The organism is Microbacterium sufflavum (genome assembly GCF_023091155.1).
In the GTDB taxonomy this organism is placed as follows: Bacteria; Actinomycetota; Actinomycetes; order Actinomycetales; family Microbacteriaceae; genus Microbacterium; species Microbacterium sufflavum.
Genome location: NZ_JAHWXK010000002.1, coordinates 114,770 through 131,662, shown reverse-complemented (window position 1 = coordinate 131,662; position 16,893 = coordinate 114,770). Strand labels below are relative to the sequence as shown.

Sequence of the window (16,893 nt, the reverse complement as noted above, 5' to 3'; positions counted from 1 at the left end):
CCGGTCGCGGGACGCAGCGCCGGTCCAATACGCTGACAGCAGATCTCCGCAGCCCGACCGGAAGGCATCAGCGAATGGGCACGTCGTGACGGACCCCGGCGCCCCGAGCGCCGCACCCGCCGGCCCCCCGGGAGGCGCGGGCCATCGGCTTCCGCCGCGGTTCGCGAGCGCGCCCTCCGCTCCCCTGCTCACCCCGCTCACCCGCCGCCGCCGACGCCGGCCACGGGGCCCCGTCGTCGCCGGCGTGATCGGCGCGGTCGCCGTGGTCGCGGCCCTCGCGATCACCCAGGTGTCGGCAGCGCTCGGTTTCGATGACGCATCGGCGCGCGTCGAAACAGCCGCGCGCGCCGTGGACGCTCAGCGTTCGGAGGTCGATCACCGGTACGCCGCTCTGCTGGAGTCCACGGACGCCGGTCACGTGATCCTCGACACCGGCAGTCCGACTCTCCCGGTGCCGGAGGAATCCTGGTCGGCCCTCACCGCCGCGGTCGCGGACGGCGAGGGGATCGGAGCGGCCGTGGAGGACGCCGTGGCGGCCGATCGACCGCCCGCACGCGACAAACCGGCCTGGTTCTGGGAGCTCTTCGGCACCACCGCCCAGTTGGAGGACGACGAGCGGGCGCTCGTTGAGCTCGACGCGAACCTCGAGCGGGCGTCGGCGGACGCCTCGCGCGGACGGGACGCCGTGGCCGAGAGCGGACTGGCCGTGCTCGCGACGGCAGGGCAGGCGGCGACCGCGTTCGAGGCGGCGCACGTGTCGGCTCGCAACGATGCCGTGATCGCCCTGCGCGACGCCGCGGCCGACGTCGCCGCCGTGACGACCATCGACGACACCGCGGTCGCGGCCTACGTCGCGCTGCAGGATGCGGCGGCCCAGGTCGTCGCCACCGAGGCGGCGGAGTTGAGCGAGAAGGACGGCCCCCTCCGCGGCGCACGCCTCGAGATCGAGGCGTTCGCCCGGTCGCTGGCCCCCGGAGTGCTCCTGGAGTTCGACTGGGCCGCGACCGTCAACGGCGCGGGCGCCAACGGCAGCATGGGCGGCTACACCACGTGGTGGTGGGACGAGCCGGGTCGCGCTGTCATCCAGCTGTCGGACTCGGTCGCCCAGCAGTGGCCCGCCGATCGGAGCAAGGCGCTCGTCGCGCACGAGGTGGGACATGCCATCAGCGTCAAGTGCCAGGGCATGTACGACTCCTCCACGCAGGACAGCATCGAGAAGTGGGCGACGGCCTGGGCGATCAGCATGGGCTTCACCGACGACGCGAACGGCGTCTGGGCCTACGGCTACCCACCGCAGAACTACATCGACGCGGCCGCCGGCTGCCGCTGACGGCAACAGAGAACCGCCACGGATGATCCGTGGCGGTTCTCAGTTCGACTCGGCGTCTGTTCGACTCAGCGGGAGGTCACTGCCCCCGGCGCTCACGCAGCTGCGTCAGCGCGTCTTCGAGGAGCTGTACGGCCTCCTCGTCGGTGCGACGCTCCTTCACATACGCGAGGTGCGTCTTGTAGGGCTCCGTCTTGGCGACGGCGGGAGGGTTCTCCTTGTCGCGCCCCGCGGGAAGGCCCGACTGCGGGTGGTCGATGATCTCGGGGATCTCCTCCTCGGGCAGACCGGCCGCGAAGTAGCGGACCGTCTCATTGCCGAGGCCGTCCCAGTACGTGACGGCGATGCGGTCGGCGTGGTAGCCGTGGTCTTGCTCGCCCATCGGGCCGGAGCCCACCCGGGTACCGCGGATCGCGTTTCCACCGGTAGCCATCAGATCACCTCGAACTTCGTGATGAGGCCCAGCGCGACGATGGCGACGAACCACGTGAGCGCCAGGACGACGGTGAAGCGGTTGAGGTTCCGCTCCGCGAGACCGGAGGAACCCACCGCGGTGGTCATGCCTCCGCCGAACATGTCGGACAGGCCGCCACCGCGACCCTTGTGCAGGAGGATGAGGAGAGTCAGCAGCACGCTGGTGATACCCAGCACGACCTGCAGGACGAACTCGAGAATTGCCACGAGAAAGAGCCTTTCGCTGGGGCCGGAGCGCCCCCGTAACGGTCAAGTATACGGTGCAGCGGGGCCGCAGCCCCGCCGCACTCACACGCCGACGTGCTTCTCGAAACGGATGATCGCGGCGAACTCGTCGACGACGAGGCTCGCCCCGCCGACCAGGGCGCCGTCCACATCGGGCTCCCGCATGAAGCTGGCGATGTTCGCCGCCTTCACCGATCCGCCGTAGAGGATGCGCGTACGCGCCGCCGCCTCGTCGCCCAGGACCTTCGCGATCACCCCGCGCAGCGCGGCGCACACGTCCTGCGCCTGCTGCGGGGTCGCGGCCTGACCGGAACCGATCGCCCACACGGGCTCGTATGCGACGACGATGTCCGCCGACGGCGAGACGCCCTGCAGCGCCGCCTCCAGCTGACCGGCCGGAACCGCGCTCGCCCCGAACTTCTCCAGGTCCCCCGCGGTCTCGCCCACGCAGATCACCGGCACCAGGCCGTGCTTCAGCGAGGCCTTCACCTTGGCGGCGACGACCTCGTCGGTCTCGTCGTGGTACTCGCGACGCTCGGAGTGACCGATGATGACGTAGGTCGCGTCGAGCTTCGACAGGAACGCGCCGGAGATCTCGCCGGTGTACGCGCCCGAGTCGTGCGCCGACACATCCTGCGCACCGAAGGCGAACGGGATCTTGTCGGCGTCGATCAGCGTCTGCACGCTGCGGATGTCGGTGAAGGGCGGGAACACCGCGACCTCCACCGAGCCGTCCTCGTGCTTCGCATCCTTCAACGTCCAGTGCAGCTTCTGCACGAACGCGACCGCCTGCAGGTGGTCGAGGTTCATCTTCCAGTTGCCCGCGATCAGCGGGGTACGGGAGCTCACGCCCATCCGAGGACCTCCAGCCCAGGTAGTTTCTTGCCCTCGAGGAACTCGAGGCTCGCTCCGCCTCCGGTCGAGATGTGACCGAAGCGGTCGTCGGCGAAGCCGAGCTGGCGCACGGCAGCCGCCGAGTCGCCGCCGCCGACCACGCTGAGGCCGTCGACCTCGGTCAACGCCTGCGCCACGGCCTTGGTGCCCGCCGCGAAAGCCGGGAACTCGAACACGCCCATCGGCCCGTTCCAGAACACCGTCTTGGATCCGCGGATCACCTCGGCGAAACGGGCCGCCGTCTCCGGACCGATGTCCAGGCCGATGCCCGACGCTCCGAACGCGGTCTCCTCGATCGCGTCCGCGGCCGCCACCTCGTGCGCCGCGTCCGCCGAGAAGGACGCCGCCACGACCACATCGGTCGGGAGCACCAGTTCGACGCCGCGCTCCTGCGCCTCCGCGATGTAGCCGCGCACCGTGTCGAGCTGATCCTCCTCGAGAAGGCTCGACGCCACCGGGTGGCCCTGCGCCTTGAGGAAGGTGAACAGCATGCCGCCGCCGACCAGGATGCGGTCGACACGCGGCAGCAGGTGCGAGATCACGCCGAGCTTGTCGCTCACCTTGGAGCCGCCGAGCACGACCGCGTACGGCCGCTCCGGGTTCTCGGTGAGGCGGTCGAGCACGTCGAGCTCAGCCGCGATCAGCAGGCCCGCCGCCGAGGGCAGACGCTTCGCGAGCTCGTACACGCTCGCCTGCTTGCGGTGCACCACGCCGAAGCCGTCCGAGACCAGCACGTCTCCCAGCTCGGCGAGCTGACCGGCGAACGCCTCGCGCTCCGCCTCGTCCTTCGACGTCTCCCCCGGGTTGAACCGGAGGTTCTCGATCACCACGACCCCGCCGTCCTCCAGGGAGGCGACCGCGTCCTTCGCGGATTCCCCGACGGTGTCGCGCGCGAACGCGACGGGAGCGCCGAGGAGCTCGGACAGACGCTGAGCCACGGGCTCCAGGCTGTACTGCGGGTCGGGGGCACCGTCGGGGCGGCCGAGGTGCGAGCAGACGATCACGCGGGCGCCCGCGTTGATCAGCGTGTTCAGGGTCGGCAACGAGGCCCGAACGCGGCCATCGTCCGTGATGACCCCGTCCCGCAGGGGGACATTGAGATCACAACGGACGATGACGCGCTTGCCCTCGAGCGACCCCAGGGAGTCCAGGGTGCGCAGAGTCATGTGTCTGAGCTTAGAGGCGCTCGGCCACGTACTCGGTCAGGTCGACCAGACGGTTGGAGTAGCCCCACTCGTTGTCGTACCAGCTCGAGACCTTGATCAGGTTGCCGCTGACGTTGGTGAGCGTGGCGTCGAAGATCGACGAGTGCGGGTTGTGCACGATGTCGCTCGACACGATCTGGTCCTCGTTGTACTGCAGGTAGCCCGCGAGACGACCGTCGGCGGCAGCCTTCTTGTAGGCCTCGTTGACCTCCTCGACCGTGAGGTTCTCGCGGTCGGTGATCAGCGTGAGGTCGACGATCGAGCCCGTGGGGACCGGAACGCGGTACGACGAGCCGCTGAGCTTGCCGTTCAGCTCGGGCAGCACGAGACCGATCGCCTTGGCCGCACCGGTCGACGCCGGAGTGATGTTGATCGCGGCGGCGCGTGCACGACGCAGGTCCTTATGCGGGCCGTCCTGCAGGTTCTGGTCGGCCGTGTAGGCGTGCGCGGTCATCATGAAGCCGCGGTCGATGCCGAAGGCGTCGTTGAAGACCTTCGCCAGCGGCGCGAGGCAGTTCGTGGTGCACGAGGCGTTGGAGATGATGTGGTCCGTCTCCGGGTTGTACGTCTCCTCGTTGACGCCCATCACGATGGTGCGGTCGTCGCCCGTGGCGGGAGCCGAGATGAGGACCTTCTTCGCGCCGGCCTCAATGTGCTTGCGTGCCGCGTCGGCGTTGGTGAAGAAACCGGTCGACTCGATGACGATGTCGACGCCCAGCTCGCCCCACGGAAGGTTGGCGGGGTCGCGCTCAGCGAACGCCTTGATCTCCTTGCCGTCGACGGTGATGCTGTCCTCGTCGTAGCTGATCTGCGCGTCGAGGACGCCGCCGACCGAGTCGTACTTCAGGAGGTGCGCCAGGGTCTTGTTGTCGGTGAGGTCGTTGACCGCGACGATCTCAAGGTCTGCTCCCTGCGCGAGCGCCGCGCGGAAGTAGTTGCGTCCGATGCGGCCGAAGCCGTTGATACCGATCTTGACAGACACTCAGGTCTCCCTGTTTCTCATGCGCCGGAGACCGCTGTCGAAGCGGGCGCCATGCGCGGGTTTTTTGGCTGAGATGGCGCCCCGACGAGCCGTGGGCCCGCCGGGACGCGACCCGGTTACGACAGTACCAGCAGGCCGTTCGTCTGCTTGCGGGCGACCTCGAGGCGCTGGGCGACGTTCTCCCAGTTCGCGATGTTCCATGCGGCCTTGACGTAGTCGGCCTTCACGTTCAGGTAGTCGAGGTAGAACGCGTGCTCCCACATGTCGAGCTGGAACAGCGGGATCGTGCCCTGCGCCGTGTTCGACTGCTGGTCGAACAGCTGCTGGATGATCAGGCGCGAACCGATCGAGTCCCAGCTGAGGACGGCCCAGCCGGACCCCTGGATGCCGGTCGCGGCAGCCGTGAAGTGCGCCTGGAACTTCTCGAACGAGCCGAAGTACTCGTCGATGGCGGCCTTCAGCTCGCCCTCCGGCTGACCGCCGCCGTTGGGCGACAGGTTGGTCCAGAAGATCGAGTGGTTGACGTGACCGCCGAGGTTGAACGCGAGGTCCTTCTCGAGCTTGTTCACGTTCGCCAGGTTGCCGCTCTCGCGGGCCTCGGCAAGCTGCTCGAGCGCGGTGTTCGCGCCGGCGACGTAGGTCGCGTGGTGCTTGTCGTGATGCAGCTCCATGATCTTGCCGCTGATGTGCGGCTCGAGGGCTGCGAAGTCGTACGGGAGGTCGGGGAGGGTGTAGGTCGCCATATCGCTTTCATCCAATCCGCGCCGCGCCCGCGGCGCTTGCCGATCCTCCGCGCCACCGATGTGCGGCGTGGAGCGGACGTCTCTCATCCTAGTGAGGACAACACCGGGTCGGACCGGATCCTTCCTCCCGTTGACGACGGCCCGCCACCCCGGGTAGGGGCGACGGGCCGTCGGAGCAGAGGCGGGTGGATCAGACGTCGAGCCCGGCGGGGACAGCGGCCTCCGTGCCGGGGATGCCCTCCTGCTGGGCGCGCTTGTCTGCCATGGCGAGAAGACGACGGATGCGACCGGCGACCGCGTCCTTGGTGAGGGGCGGGTCGGCGTGGTGGCCGAGCTCGTCGAGGCTGGCGTCCCGGTGCGCGAGGCGCAGCTCGCCGGCGACCCGCAGGTGATCGGGAACCTCGTCGGCGAGGATCTCCAGCGCGCGCTCCACACGGGCGCACGCGGCCACCGCCGCCTGCGCGGAACGCCGCAGGTTCGCGTCGTCGAAGTTGACCAGGCGGTTCACGCCCGCGCGCACCTCGCGACGCTGACGCAGCTCCTCCCACGCCAGCGCGGTACGGTGAGCGCCCATCTCGCTGAGAATCGTACGGATCGCCTCGCCCTCGCGCACCACGACGCGGGGCATGCCGCGGACCTCGCGCGCCTTCGCGGCGACGCCCAGACGGTGTGCGGCGCCCACGAGCGCCATCGCCGCCTCGGACGACGGGCAGGCGACCTCGAGCATCGCCGAGCGGCCGGGCTCACTGAGCGATCCGGCGGCCAGGAAGGCCCCACGCCACAGACCAGCGATCTCGGCGCGCGAACCCGTGGTGAGACGGTTCGGCAGGCCGCGGACCGGACGGCGACGCGGGTCGAGCAGGCCGGTCTGGCGGGCGAGGGTCTCCCCCTGCGCGATCACGCGCACGGCCCAGCGGGCGCCGTCGTTCGCGGTGCTCGACTGCACCTGCGCGATCTCCGGGCGCACGCCGTAGATCTCGGCGAGATCCCTGGCGACGCGGCGGGCGAGGGTCTCTGCGTCGACCTCGGCCTCCACGGCCACACGGCCCGCGATGGAGTGCAGTCCACCGGCGAATCGGAGGATGGCTGTCACCTCCGCCACGCGCACCGTCGGGGGTGCATTGCGGATGCTGACGAGCTCAGCCTTGACGTCGGTGGTTAGTGCCACGACACTCCTTCACGTTCACGCGCCGGATCGCGACGCAAACCTCCAGCTTACTCGCCCGGGGGGCTATTCCCTGCCGAGGTCGCGGTGCCGCACGTTCACGGCGACCCCCGGAATCGCGGCGATCCTGCGGGCCAGCTCCTCGGACATCGCGACCGAGCGGTGCTTGCCGCCCGTGCATCCGATCGCGATCGTCGAGTGGCTCTTGTTCTCCCGCTGATACCCCTCGAGCACCGGCACGAGCGCCTTCGCATAGGAATCGAGGAAGTCGGTCGCACCCTCGCGGGACAGCACGTACTCACGGACCGTCTCATCCTGCCCGGTGAGGCCGCGCAGCTCCTCGTTCCAGTACGGATTCGGGAGGAAGCGCATGTCGGCGACCAGGTCGACGTCGGTGGGCAGCCCGTACTTGAAGCCGAAGCTGAGCAGCGTCACCCGATGCCGCGCCTCCCCCTCCTCCGAGAAGATGTCGGAGACCTGCGTCGCGAGCTGGTGGATGTTCAGCGCCGAGGTGTCGATCACCAGGTCGGCGGCCTCGCGGATGGGGGCCAGACGCGTCCGCTCCGTGCGGATGCCGTCGAGCAGAGTGCCATCGCCCTGCAGGGGGTGCGGGCGGCGCACCGACTCGAAGCGACGCACCAGGACGTCGTCGGAGGCGTCGAGGAACAGCACCCGGATCTCGCCGCGCGTGCGCAGCAGTCGGGCGACACCCGGGAAATCGTCGAAGAGGTTGCGGCCGCGCACGTCGACCACGGCGGCGACCTTGGGCAGCGAATCGCCACCCATGCCGGTCAGGTCGAGCAGCGGCCGGAGGATCTGCGGAGGCAGGTTGTCGACGACATACCAGCCGAGATCCTCCAGTGCGTTCGCCGCCGTCGTCCGGCCTGCGCCGGACATCCCAGTGACGATGAGGAACTCGCCCTTCTCCCCGTCAGTCATCGCTCCCTGCTCCTTCTCCCCCTCGGTCTCCCAGCCTAGCGAGTGGACAGGTGCGAATGGATGGTCTGAGCGAGCACCGGACCGATCCCCTGTACCTCCTGGATCTGCGACGGGTCGGCGGCGCGGAGGGCCGTGACCGAGCCGAAGTGCTTGAGCAGCACCTTGATGCGAGAGGCGCCGAGCCCCGGAACCTCGGCGAGCACGCTGCCGATGTCTTTCTTGCGCCTCTTGCGCTGGTGCGTGATCGCGAAGCGGTGGGCTTCGTCTCGCAGTCGCTGGAGAAGGTAGAGGGCCTCGCTGGTGCGGGGCAGGATCACGGGGAAGTCGTCTCCCGGCAGCCACACCTCTTCAAGACGCTTGGCGATGCCGCACACGGCGATCTCGGTGTGCCCCGCGTCGTGGAGCGCGCGCGCGGCGGCCTCCACCTGCGGCTTCCCTCCGTCGACGAGGAGCAGCTGCGGCGGATACGCGAACCGCGGCTTGCGCCGTGCGGTCGCCTCGCCCAGGTCCTCCCCCACGACCTCGTCGGTGGTCGGGTCGAGGACCTCCTGCTCCTCCTCCGGCCGATCCAGGTGTGCGAGCCTGCGGCGCAGAACCTGGTACATCGAGTCGGTGTCGTCTGTCGTCTCGGCGATGTTGAACGACCGGTACTGGTCCTTGCGCGGAAGGCCGTCCTCGAACACGACCATCGAGGCGACCACGTTGGTGCCGCCGAGGTGCGAGATGTCGAAGCACTCGATGCGCAGCGGCGCCTCCTCCATTCCCAGCGCCTCCTGAAGATCGGTCAGCGCCTGGGTGCGCGCCACGTAGTCGCTCGTCCGGCGGGTCTTGTGCCGGATCAGCGCCTGCTGCGCGTTCAGCGTCGCGGTGCGCATCAGGTCGGCACGCTGACCCCGATGTGCGACCGCGATCTCGACCTTCTTGCCACGGCGTTCGCGCAGCCACTGCTCCAGCTCGGTCGCGTCGTCGGGGAGCGTCGGGACGAGGATCCGTCGCGGAACATCCTGCGCGTCGCCGTACGCCTGCTGGAGCACCTGGTCGACGAGCTCAGCGCCCGTGATGTCGATCTCCTTCTCGATCGTGAGGGCACGGACACCGCGCACGCGGCCGCCGCGGATCACGAAGTGCTGCACGGCGGCGGCGAGCTCGTCTTCCGCGATGCCGAACAGGTCGGCGTCCTCATCGGCCGGCAGCACCAGGGCGCTCTTGCCGAGCACGGCCTCGATCGCGGACAGCTTGTCCCGGTACTTCGCGGCGGCTTCGTAGTCCATCGCGGCGGACGCGGCGAGCATGCGCTTCGTGAGCTCGCGGGTGAAGCGCTCGTCTCCGCCCGCCATGAACGCGATGAAGTCGTCGACCATCGCCCGGTGCTCCTCGATGGACACCGTCATCGAGCACGGCCCGCCGCACTTGCCGATCTGCCCGGGGAAGCACGGGCGCCCGGTCTGCATCGCCCTCTTGTAGCTCGCATCGCTGCAGGTGCGGATCGGGAAGGCCCTGATCATCAGGTCGATGGTCTCGTGCACCGCCCACACCTTGGGATACGGACCGAAGTACCGCGCCCCGGGGATCTTCCTGTTCCGGGTGACGATCACGCGGGGCGCCTCATCGGCGAGGGTGACCGCCATGAAGGGGTACGACTTGTCGTCGCGGTAGCGCACGTTGAACGGCGGATCGAACTCCTTGATCCACATGTACTCGAGCTGCAGCGAGTCGACGTCGGTGGGAACGACCGTCCACTCCACCGACGCAGCGGTCGTGACCATGCGCCGGGTGCGCTCGTGCAGCGTGCGCAGCGGGGCGAAGTAGTTCGACAGCCGCTGGCGCAGGTTCTTCGCCTTGCCGACGTAGAGCACCCGTCCGTTGGCGTCGCGGAACCGGTACACGCCGGGGTCGGTCGGGATCTCACCCGTCCGTGGCTTGTACGGGAGCACGTCGGCCATCAGCTGGCCTTCCGCGCGGCGCGCCCCTCACCCAGGATCTCGGCGAGGAACTGCCCGGTGTGGCTCTCCTCGACGCGGGCGATCTGCTCCGGCGTACCGGTCGCGATGATCTGCCCGCCACCCGAACCGCCCTCCGGTCCGAGGTCGATCACCCAGTCCGCCGACTTGATCACGTCGAGGTTGTGCTCGATCACGATCACGGTGTTGCCCTTGTCGACGAGGCCGTTGAGCACCTCGAGGAGCTTGCGGACGTCTTCGAAGTGCAGACCCGTGGTCGGCTCGTCGAGCACGTAGATGCTGCGGCCGTTGCTGCGACGCTGGAGCTCCGTGGCGAGCTTGACGCGCTGCGCCTCGCCGCCCGAGAGCGTCGTGGCCGACTGCCCCAGCCGCACGTAGCCGAGCCCGACGTCGACGAGCGTCTTCATGTAGCGGTGGATCGCCTGGATCGGCTCGAAGAACTCCGCGGCCTCCTCGATCGGCATCTCCAGCACCTCGGCGATGTTCTTGCCCTTGTAGTGCACCGCGAGCGTGTCGCGGTTGTACCGCTTGCCGTGGCAGACCTCGCAGTCGACGTAGACGTCGGGCAGGAAGTTCATCTCGATCTTGATGGTGCCGTCGCCCGAGCACGCCTCGCAGCGGCCGCCCTTGACGTTGAAGCTGAAGCGACCGGGCTGATAGCCCCGCACCTTCGCCTCCGGCGTCTCGCTGAACAGGGTGCGGATGCGGTCGAACACGCCGGTGTACGTGGCCGGGTTCGAGCGCGGGGTGCGGCCGATCGGCGCCTGGTCGACGTGCACGACCTTGTCGAGGTTGTCGAGGCCGGTCACCCTGGTGTGCTTGCCCGGAACGGTCCGCGCACCGTTCAGTCGCGAAGCGAGCACCTGGTACAGGATGTCGTTCACGAGGGACGACTTGCCCGAGCCGCTGACGCCGGTGACGGCCGTGAGCACGCCCAGCGGGAAGTCCGCCGTGACATTGCGCAGGTTGTTCGCCCGCGCGCCGACCACGCTCAGCATGCGCTTCTTGTCGATCTTGCGACGCTTCGACGGCATCGGGATCGCCCGGCGCCCGGACAGGTAGTCGCCGGTCATCGAATCGCTGTCGCCGAGGAGCGCGCTGTACGGCCCCGAGTGCACGACGGTGCCGCCGTTCACTCCGGCGCCGGGACCGATGTCGACCACCCAGTCCGCCGCCTCGATGGTCTCTTCGTCGTGCTCCACCACGATGAGCGTGTTGCCCAGGTCGCGCAGCGTGAGCAGGGTCTCGATCAGCCGGCGGTTGTCGCGCTGGTGCAGGCCGATCGACGGCTCGTCGAGCACGTAGAGCACGCCCGTCAGGCCGGAGCCGATCTGCGTGGCGAGCCGGATGCGCTGCGCCTCGCCACCGGACAGTGACCCCGCCGAACGGCTGAGGTTGAGGTACGACAGCCCCACCTGGAGGAGGAAGTCGAGGCGCAGGCGGATCTCGCGCAGCACCTGGGCGGCGATCTTCGCCTCCCGCTCCGTGAGGTGCAGCTTCTCCATGAAGCCCCGCGCGTCGGCGAGGCTCAGGTGCGACACCTCGGCGATCGAGTGGCCGTGCACCTGCACCGCGAGCACCTCGGGCTTGAGGCGGTCGCCGTTGCACACGGGGCACGGCACCTCACGGAGGTACTCGCCCCAGCGGTTGCGCTGCGTGTCGGACTCGGCCTGGAGGTACTGCCGCTCGATGTATGGCACGACGCCCTCGAACCCGGACGCGTACCGCATCTCCCGGCCGTAGCGGTTCTTCCACTTGACCGTGACCTTGTAGTTCTCGCCGCGGAGCACGGCCTCCTTGACGTCGGAGTGCAGCTCGCGCCACGGCGTGTCGAGCGAGAAGTCGAGGTCGCGCGCCAGCCCCTCGAGCAGGCGCTCGTAGTACTGGAAGAGACCCTTGCCCTGCGTGGTCCAGGGAATGATGACGCCCTCGCGGATCGAGAGATCTTCGTCGCCGAGCATCAGCTCGACGTCCACCGACATGCGCGTGCCCAGCCCGGAGCACGCGGGGCAGGCGCCGAACGGTGCGTTGAAGGAGAACGTGCGCGGCTCGATCTCGGTGAGGGTGAGGGCGTGGCCGTTCGGGCAGGCGAGCTTCTCGGAGAAGGTCTGCCAGGCGTCGTCGCCCTCGCCGTCGACGTAGTTGATCTGCACGACGCCACCCGCGAGTCCCAGGGCCGTCTCCACCGAGTCGGTGACCCGGCCCAGGATGTCGGGCGACGCCACCAGGCGGTCGACGACCACCGCGATGTCGTGCTTGTAGCTCTTCTTCAGCGTGGGCGGCTCGGCCAGCTGGATGAGGTCGCCGTCGACGATCGCGCGGGAGTAGCCCTTGGCGCCGAGCTCGCGGAAGAGGTCGACGAACTCGCCCTTCTTCTGCGACACGATGGGGGCGACGACCTGGTACCGGGTGCGCTCGGGCAGCTCCATGAGCTGGTCGGCGATCTGCTGCACCGTCTGACGCTGGATCTTCTCGCCGCACTCGGGACAGTGCGGCACGCCGATACGCGCCCACAGCAGGCGCATGTAGTCGTAGATCTCGGTGATGGTGCCCACGGTCGACCGCGGGTTGCGGTTGGTCGACTTCTGGTCGATCGACACCGCGGGACTCAGGCCCTCGATGAAATCGACGTCCGGCCGATCCACCTGGCCGAGGAACTGCCGCGCATAGGCGCTCAGCGATTCGACGTAGCGGCGCTGCCCCTCGGCGAAGATCGTGTCGAACGCCAGACTCGACTTCCCCGACCCGGACAGGCCGGTGAACACGACGAGGGAGTCGCGCGGGATGTCGATGTCGACGTTCTGGAGGTTGTGGACGCGGGCACCGCGGACACTGAGTTTTCCGGGGGAGGCAACGGGGACGATGGGCACCGAACAAGTCTACGAGGGGCCACGGACATCGGCTCCGCTAGGGGCGATCCCCTCCCGTCGACGGGGCCGCAACGGCCCGCGGGACGGGGCCGTTCCCCCGGCGCAGGACCAGCCATGCGACGACCACGACGACCAGGAGGAGTGACGCCGCCGCGGGCGCGAGCCATGCCGCCCCGCGCTCGACCTGCCCCGGCGACACCGCCCAGACGCCGAGCGCGATCGACTGGGCCACCAGCTGGATCACGACGAACCGCACCGCCGTCGGCCGGAGCGACCTCAGCGTGAGGCGAGCGGCCGCGGGCACCGTGAGGCTGAGCGCGGCGAGGATGTGGATCGCATGGACGAGCACGAGGGCGACCGCCGTCCGTTCCGGCGCCGGCTCGGACAGCAGCAGCCCGAACGGCAGGCAGGCCGCCCCCACCCATGTTGCGAGCGACCGGGGCAGCACGGCCCCCACGAGAGCCGCGACCACCGCCACACCCCGCCAGAACGGCGTGGGGTGCAGCACCAGCACGCCGAGCAGCACCAGAGCCACGGTCAGGACGCGCAGCGTCACCCCGGGCACCCAGGCGCCCACGTCGCACCCTCGCGTGCGAGCGGTCACCGCGCCACCCTCCGGCTCCGCTGCTGGCGCACCGCCGCCACCCGCAACGCCACGTCGACGCCGTCGTCTGCCCAGGCCACCACCTCGACCCCCGCGCGCCGGAGCTCGGCGAGGATGTCGGCGCGCTCGGCCAGCAGCGTGCGCAGGGCGATGCGCTGCTCCCTGGTGAGCCGTGCGCCGTCGAGCTGCGGCAGCACATCGATCGCGACGACGGCGTGACCGGCGGCCCGCCACTGCGTCGCGAGTCGCGCAGCCACCCCGTCGGCGAAGGTCGAGAGCACGAACACGATCGAGCCCGTCGGTACGACAGGTGAGCGCCGGTAGGACGAGTCGGCACTCGGACCCGTGGCGGCGACGGCGGCGCGCAGCCGCGCGAGGTGCCGGGCTCCCCCGCCGATCGGCACGCTGCGTCCGCCCGGCGAGAGCGCGTGGAACGCGACCCGATCCCCGGCTCCGACCGCGGCGGTCGCCACGGACAGGGCCGCCTCGCGCGCGAGGTCGAGCGAGGTGACACCCGTGCGGTCCGGGTCGTCGGTCCCCCACGCGGCCACCACCGATCCGAGGTCCTCCGCCGTGTCCATCGCGATCACCACCGAGGAGTCGCTCAGCGCGTTCACCCGCCGCACCAGCAGGTCGCCGGGGCGTCGGGCGGCACGAGCCGTCGCGCGCCAATCCACCCTCCGCACCTCATCCCCGGGGACGAACGGGTGGATGTCGTGGAAGTCGCCGCCCTGACCCGCGCGACGCCCCTCGTGCGAGCCGTTCAGCCCCGCGAGGCGCGGAGCCACCGGCAGCCGATCGATCCTCCTCGTCTTCGGTGCGGCGTTCCACCCGATCGCCGTGCGCGGTCCGCGGTCGGAGACCCAGGCGCCGTCGATCGCGGTGCCCCGGGCGATCAGCCCCATCAGCTCGACCGGCCCCGAATGCGACAGCCGCGTCCGAGCGGACAGCACCGCCGTGCCCGGCCGCACCTCCGCGAGCGCGGTGCGACGCCCCCGCCCCTCGACCGCGAGCTGCACGTGCTCGGCGTCGAGGTCGACGTCCGCGGTGACGCGCACCACGGCGTCCTCCCCCGCGTCGGGCGCAGCGTGCAGGGCGACCCGCAACTCCCCGTCGCGCGGACGGCGCAGCAGCGCCCACACCGCCGCGAGGGCGAGCGGCAGACCCACCGCGATCACGTCGGGGCGCGACAGCACCAGTCCGAGGCCCGCGAGCACGGCCGCCCCGGCGAGGCCGAGCGCGATCACGGGCGTCCGATGCCACGTCACCCCCGCGGATGCCGTCGTCGCGGTCTCGTCGGTCATCGCGCGGCCGCGACGGTCGGCGGCACCGGGGTGCGTTCGACCGCCGCCGCCACGACTCCACCCGGATCCACCCCCTGCGCCCAGGCCTGCGGAGTGAGTGTCAGCCGATGCGCCAGCACAGGGACGGCGACGCGTTTGACGTCGTCGGGCCGCACGTACGACCGCCCCTCGAGTGCCGCGACGCCCCTGGCGAGCAGCACGAGCGCCTGGGATCCGCGAGGCGAGGCACCCACCGACACGTTCACCGCCTCGCGGGTCGCCCTCGTCAGGTCCACGGCGTAGCGCACCACGTCCTGATCGACGTTGATGCGCTCGACCGCCGCCTGGAGCGCGAGCAGCCCCTCCGTGTCGACCACGGCGGGCACGCGGACGTCGGGCGTCTGCCGCCGCACCCTGTCGACGATGATGCGCGTCTCGTCGTCCGGGGCGGGGTAGCCCACGGTGAGGCGCACCATGAACCGGTCGAGCTGCGCCTCCGGCAGGGCGTAGGTCCCTTCGTACTCGATGGGGTTGGAGGTCGCGATCACGTGGAAGGGCTGCGGCAGTGGGAAACGGTTCCCCTCCACCGTGACCTGCCGCTCGGCCATCGCCTCGAGCATCGCGGACTGCGTCTTGGGCGTGGTGCGGTTCACCTCGTCGGCGAGGAGCAGACCCGTGAAGATCGGCCCGGGCCGGAAGACGAAGTCCCCCTCGGTCGGGGCGTACACGTACGAGCCCGTCACGTCGCCGGGCAGCATATCCGGCGTGCACTGCAGCCGTCGGAACTCGAGTCCCAGCGCCTGGGCCAGGCTCCGCGCGGCCAGCGTCTTGCCGAGCCCCGGCACGTCCTCGAACAGCACGTGACCCCCGGCCAGGATCGCCGCGAGGGCGAGTGTGAGCGTCTCGTCCATACCGACGACGACGCTGCGCACCCCCTCCAGCACACGGCGACCCGTGGTCGCGATCTCGGTGGTCTCGTCCGTGGTCATGCTGTCTCCTCCGTGTCGGTGGGTATGCGTTCGAGCGCGTCCAACGCTCTCTCGATGTCGTCGCGCCGCACCTCGCGGCGGGACAGTCCCGCGCGGATGCCCTGGCCGAGCAGCGCGTCGATGGCCGCGTGGTCGGCGGGATCGTCGAGGTCGAGGCCGCGGTGCGCGAGCCGCCGGCGGAGCACGTTCTGCACGCGGCGCACGAGGATGGTCCCCGCAACGCCCGAACGTGTGTTGATCGCCCAGGCCAGCCGGGACACCTCGGAGCCCCTGGCCTCGCGCGGCGGACGCTCGGGCGGCCAGAGGACGGGATCGTCGACCAGGACCCCGCGCAGCGCGAGGGACACCGCCGCGGCGACCGTCGTCCACGACACCGCGAACGCCAGCGGGACACCTGCGGCGCGCAGCCCCAGCACGAGGGCGACCGCGAGCAGCACACAGCCCGCGGCGATCGCGACGGTCCGCGCCCTCATCGCCACCCCTCCCTGATGCCGCGCAGACTCGCGGCCGCGGCAGCGCGATCCGCCTCGTCGGCGACGCGGCCGCCGAAGCGCACCTGCTCGTAGAGACCGAGCAGCGTGATCACGTCGTCGCGGATGCCCGCCCGGCGCCCGACGATACGCACCGTGAACTCCGACGGCGTCTCCGTCGCCGAGCGGCCGGCCCCGGCATCCGCCGCCGACTCCTCCAGTCCGACCCAGGCGGAGACGATGGCGTCGGCGGCCCGCGGACGTTCCGCGATCGTTCGGAGCGCTGCGTCGACTCCCCGGCGGATGACCGCATCGTCGGGCGCCGCGTCGACCACAGGCCCGCCGGACGCGGCGTCCGGGACGACCGCGTCCGTGCGCCGCAGGGGACGATCGCGCCACAGATCACGGAGGCGGCGGGCGGCCCACCGTGCCACGACCACGAGCACCAGCACCGCGACGGCGGCGAGCAGCGCTCCGAACACGACGCCGAGGATGTTCTGCAGCACCGAGTCCTCCGGCGGCTCCAGCTCCGGGAGGGGCGAGCTCGTCGTCTCGGGGACGACGACCGCGTCGGGCTGCTGTTCCGGCGGGGGCGGCGACGACGGCGCGAACTGCGGCTGCCCCTGAAGCGCCGCGGCGAGCATCAGCAGAGCGAAGAGACCGACCACCCCGCCGAGGAGCAGGATCCGGCGGAGTGTTCCGCGACCGCTCGCGCGCAGGGCTCCGCGAGTGGTGGCCTCGGTGCGCGACATGAGTCCACCC

16 protein-coding genes are annotated in these 16,893 nt (G+C 70.4%); 1 reads left to right on the top strand and 15 read right to left on the bottom strand.

Annotated features, from left to right (window positions below; genetic code table 11):
- Positions 1-85 precede the first annotated feature (85 nt).
- Positions 86-1,330 (top strand): hypothetical protein, encoded by a 1,245-nt coding sequence (locus KZC56_RS15190; protein ID WP_247638932.1) that lies wholly within the window; start codon positions 86-88, stop codon positions 1,328-1,330.
- Positions 1,331-1,406: 76 nt separating this feature from the next.
- Here the strand turns inward: KZC56_RS15190 and KZC56_RS15185 are convergent, their stop codons facing one another.
- The 15 genes from KZC56_RS15185 to KZC56_RS15115 form a co-directional block, all read right to left on the bottom strand.
- Entirely contained in the window at positions 1,407-1,760 is a 354-nt protein-coding gene (locus tag KZC56_RS15185; protein WP_136028839.1) for an RNA polymerase-binding protein RbpA, read from the bottom strand.
- On the bottom strand, positions 1,760-2,008 hold the full coding sequence (gene secG / locus KZC56_RS15180) for a preprotein translocase subunit SecG (protein WP_101845144.1): 249 nt from the start codon (positions 2,006-2,008) through the stop codon (positions 1,760-1,762). The genes KZC56_RS15185 and secG overlap by 1 nt, the downstream gene beginning before the upstream one ends.
- Before the next feature lie 81 nt (positions 2,009-2,089).
- Positions 2,090-2,881: a triose-phosphate isomerase gene (gene tpiA, locus KZC56_RS15175; protein WP_247638931.1), complete on the bottom strand. Its 792-nt coding sequence runs from the start codon at positions 2,879-2,881 to the stop codon at positions 2,090-2,092.
- Positions 2,872-4,086: a phosphoglycerate kinase gene (locus tag KZC56_RS15170; protein ID WP_136028835.1), complete on the bottom strand. Its 1,215-nt coding sequence runs from the start codon at positions 4,084-4,086 to the stop codon at positions 2,872-2,874. Before KZC56_RS15170 ends, tpiA begins: the two co-directional genes overlap by 10 nt.
- Positions 4,087-4,096: 10 nt before the next feature.
- Entirely contained in the window at positions 4,097-5,107 is a 1,011-nt protein-coding gene (gene gap, locus KZC56_RS15165) for a type I glyceraldehyde-3-phosphate dehydrogenase (RefSeq protein ID WP_136028833.1), read from the bottom strand.
- Positions 5,108-5,223: 116 nt separating this feature from the next.
- The gene (locus KZC56_RS15160; RefSeq protein WP_017202787.1) at positions 5,224-5,850 is read right to left on the bottom strand and encodes a superoxide dismutase; all 627 of its coding nucleotides are present in this window, start codon (positions 5,848-5,850) and stop codon (positions 5,224-5,226) included.
- 190 nt (positions 5,851-6,040) lie between these two features.
- Positions 6,041-7,018, bottom strand: a complete 978-nt coding sequence (whiA, locus tag KZC56_RS15155; protein WP_136028831.1) for a DNA-binding protein WhiA — start codon at positions 7,016-7,018, stop codon at positions 6,041-6,043.
- A 63-nt stretch (positions 7,019-7,081) separates the two neighbouring features.
- Complete coding sequence (rapZ, locus tag KZC56_RS15150) at positions 7,082-7,954, bottom strand: RNase adapter RapZ (RefSeq protein WP_136028829.1); 873 nt, start codon at positions 7,952-7,954, stop codon at positions 7,082-7,084.
- 35 nt (positions 7,955-7,989) lie between these two features.
- Entirely contained in the window at positions 7,990-9,897 is a 1,908-nt protein-coding gene (gene uvrC, locus KZC56_RS15145; RefSeq protein ID WP_136036528.1) for an excinuclease ABC subunit UvrC, read from the bottom strand.
- Positions 9,897-12,785 carry an excinuclease ABC subunit UvrA gene (uvrA, locus tag KZC56_RS15140; RefSeq protein ID WP_136028825.1) on the bottom strand — a complete coding sequence of 963 codons (2,889 nt, stop codon included), beginning with the start codon at positions 12,783-12,785 and terminating at the stop codon, positions 9,897-9,899. The genes uvrC and uvrA overlap by 1 nt, the downstream gene beginning before the upstream one ends.
- A 37-nt stretch (positions 12,786-12,822) precedes the next feature.
- Positions 12,823-13,389: a hypothetical protein gene (locus KZC56_RS15135; protein WP_247638930.1), complete on the bottom strand. Its 567-nt coding sequence runs from the start codon at positions 13,387-13,389 to the stop codon at positions 12,823-12,825.
- A complete protein-coding gene (locus KZC56_RS15130; RefSeq protein WP_247638929.1) occupies positions 13,386-14,693 on the bottom strand; it encodes a DUF58 domain-containing protein in 1,308 nt (435 codons plus the stop codon). Before KZC56_RS15130 ends, KZC56_RS15135 begins: the two co-directional genes overlap by 4 nt.
- Positions 14,690-15,661, bottom strand: a complete 972-nt coding sequence (locus KZC56_RS15125) for an AAA family ATPase (RefSeq protein ID WP_136036531.1) — start codon at positions 15,659-15,661, stop codon at positions 14,690-14,692. The genes KZC56_RS15130 and KZC56_RS15125 overlap by 4 nt, the downstream gene beginning before the upstream one ends.
- Complete coding sequence (locus KZC56_RS15120; RefSeq protein WP_240745375.1) at positions 15,658-16,134, bottom strand: hypothetical protein; 477 nt, start codon at positions 16,132-16,134, stop codon at positions 15,658-15,660. The genes KZC56_RS15125 and KZC56_RS15120 overlap by 4 nt, the downstream gene beginning before the upstream one ends.
- Entirely contained in the window at positions 16,131-16,883 is a 753-nt protein-coding gene (locus KZC56_RS15115) for a DUF4129 domain-containing protein (RefSeq protein ID WP_247638928.1), read from the bottom strand. The genes KZC56_RS15120 and KZC56_RS15115 overlap by 4 nt, the downstream gene beginning before the upstream one ends.
- Positions 16,884-16,893 lie beyond the last annotated feature (10 nt).

Excerpts from the sequence above, each read along its gene's own strand:
- KZC56_RS15130 (WP_247638929.1), bottom strand. The coding sequence starts at position 14,693 with ATGACCGACGAGACCGCGACGACGGCATCCGCGGGGGTGACGTGGCAT.
- KZC56_RS15160 (WP_017202787.1), bottom strand. The coding sequence starts at position 5,850 with ATGGCGACCTACACCCTCCCCGACCTCCCGTACGACTTCGCAGCCCTC.
- KZC56_RS15115 (WP_247638928.1), bottom strand. The coding sequence starts at position 16,883 with ATGTCGCGCACCGAGGCCACCACTCGCGGAGCCCTGCGCGCGAGCGGT.
- uvrC (WP_136036528.1), bottom strand. The coding sequence starts at position 9,897 with ATGGCCGACGTGCTCCCGTACAAGCCACGGACGGGTGAGATCCCGACC.
- KZC56_RS15185 (WP_136028839.1), bottom strand. The coding sequence starts at position 1,760 with ATGGCTACCGGTGGAAACGCGATCCGCGGTACCCGGGTGGGCTCCGGC.
- rapZ (WP_136028829.1), bottom strand. The coding sequence starts at position 7,954 with ATGACTGACGGGGAGAAGGGCGAGTTCCTCATCGTCACTGGGATGTCC.
- KZC56_RS15125 (WP_136036531.1), bottom strand. The coding sequence starts at position 15,661 with ATGACCACGGACGAGACCACCGAGATCGCGACCACGGGTCGCCGTGTG.
- KZC56_RS15120 (WP_240745375.1), bottom strand. The coding sequence starts at position 16,134 with ATGAGGGCGCGGACCGTCGCGATCGCCGCGGGCTGTGTGCTGCTCGCG.
- tpiA (WP_247638931.1), bottom strand. The coding sequence starts at position 2,881 with ATGGGCGTGAGCTCCCGTACCCCGCTGATCGCGGGCAACTGGAAGATG.
- KZC56_RS15170 (WP_136028835.1), bottom strand. The coding sequence starts at position 4,086 with ATGACTCTGCGCACCCTGGACTCCCTGGGGTCGCTCGAGGGCAAGCGC.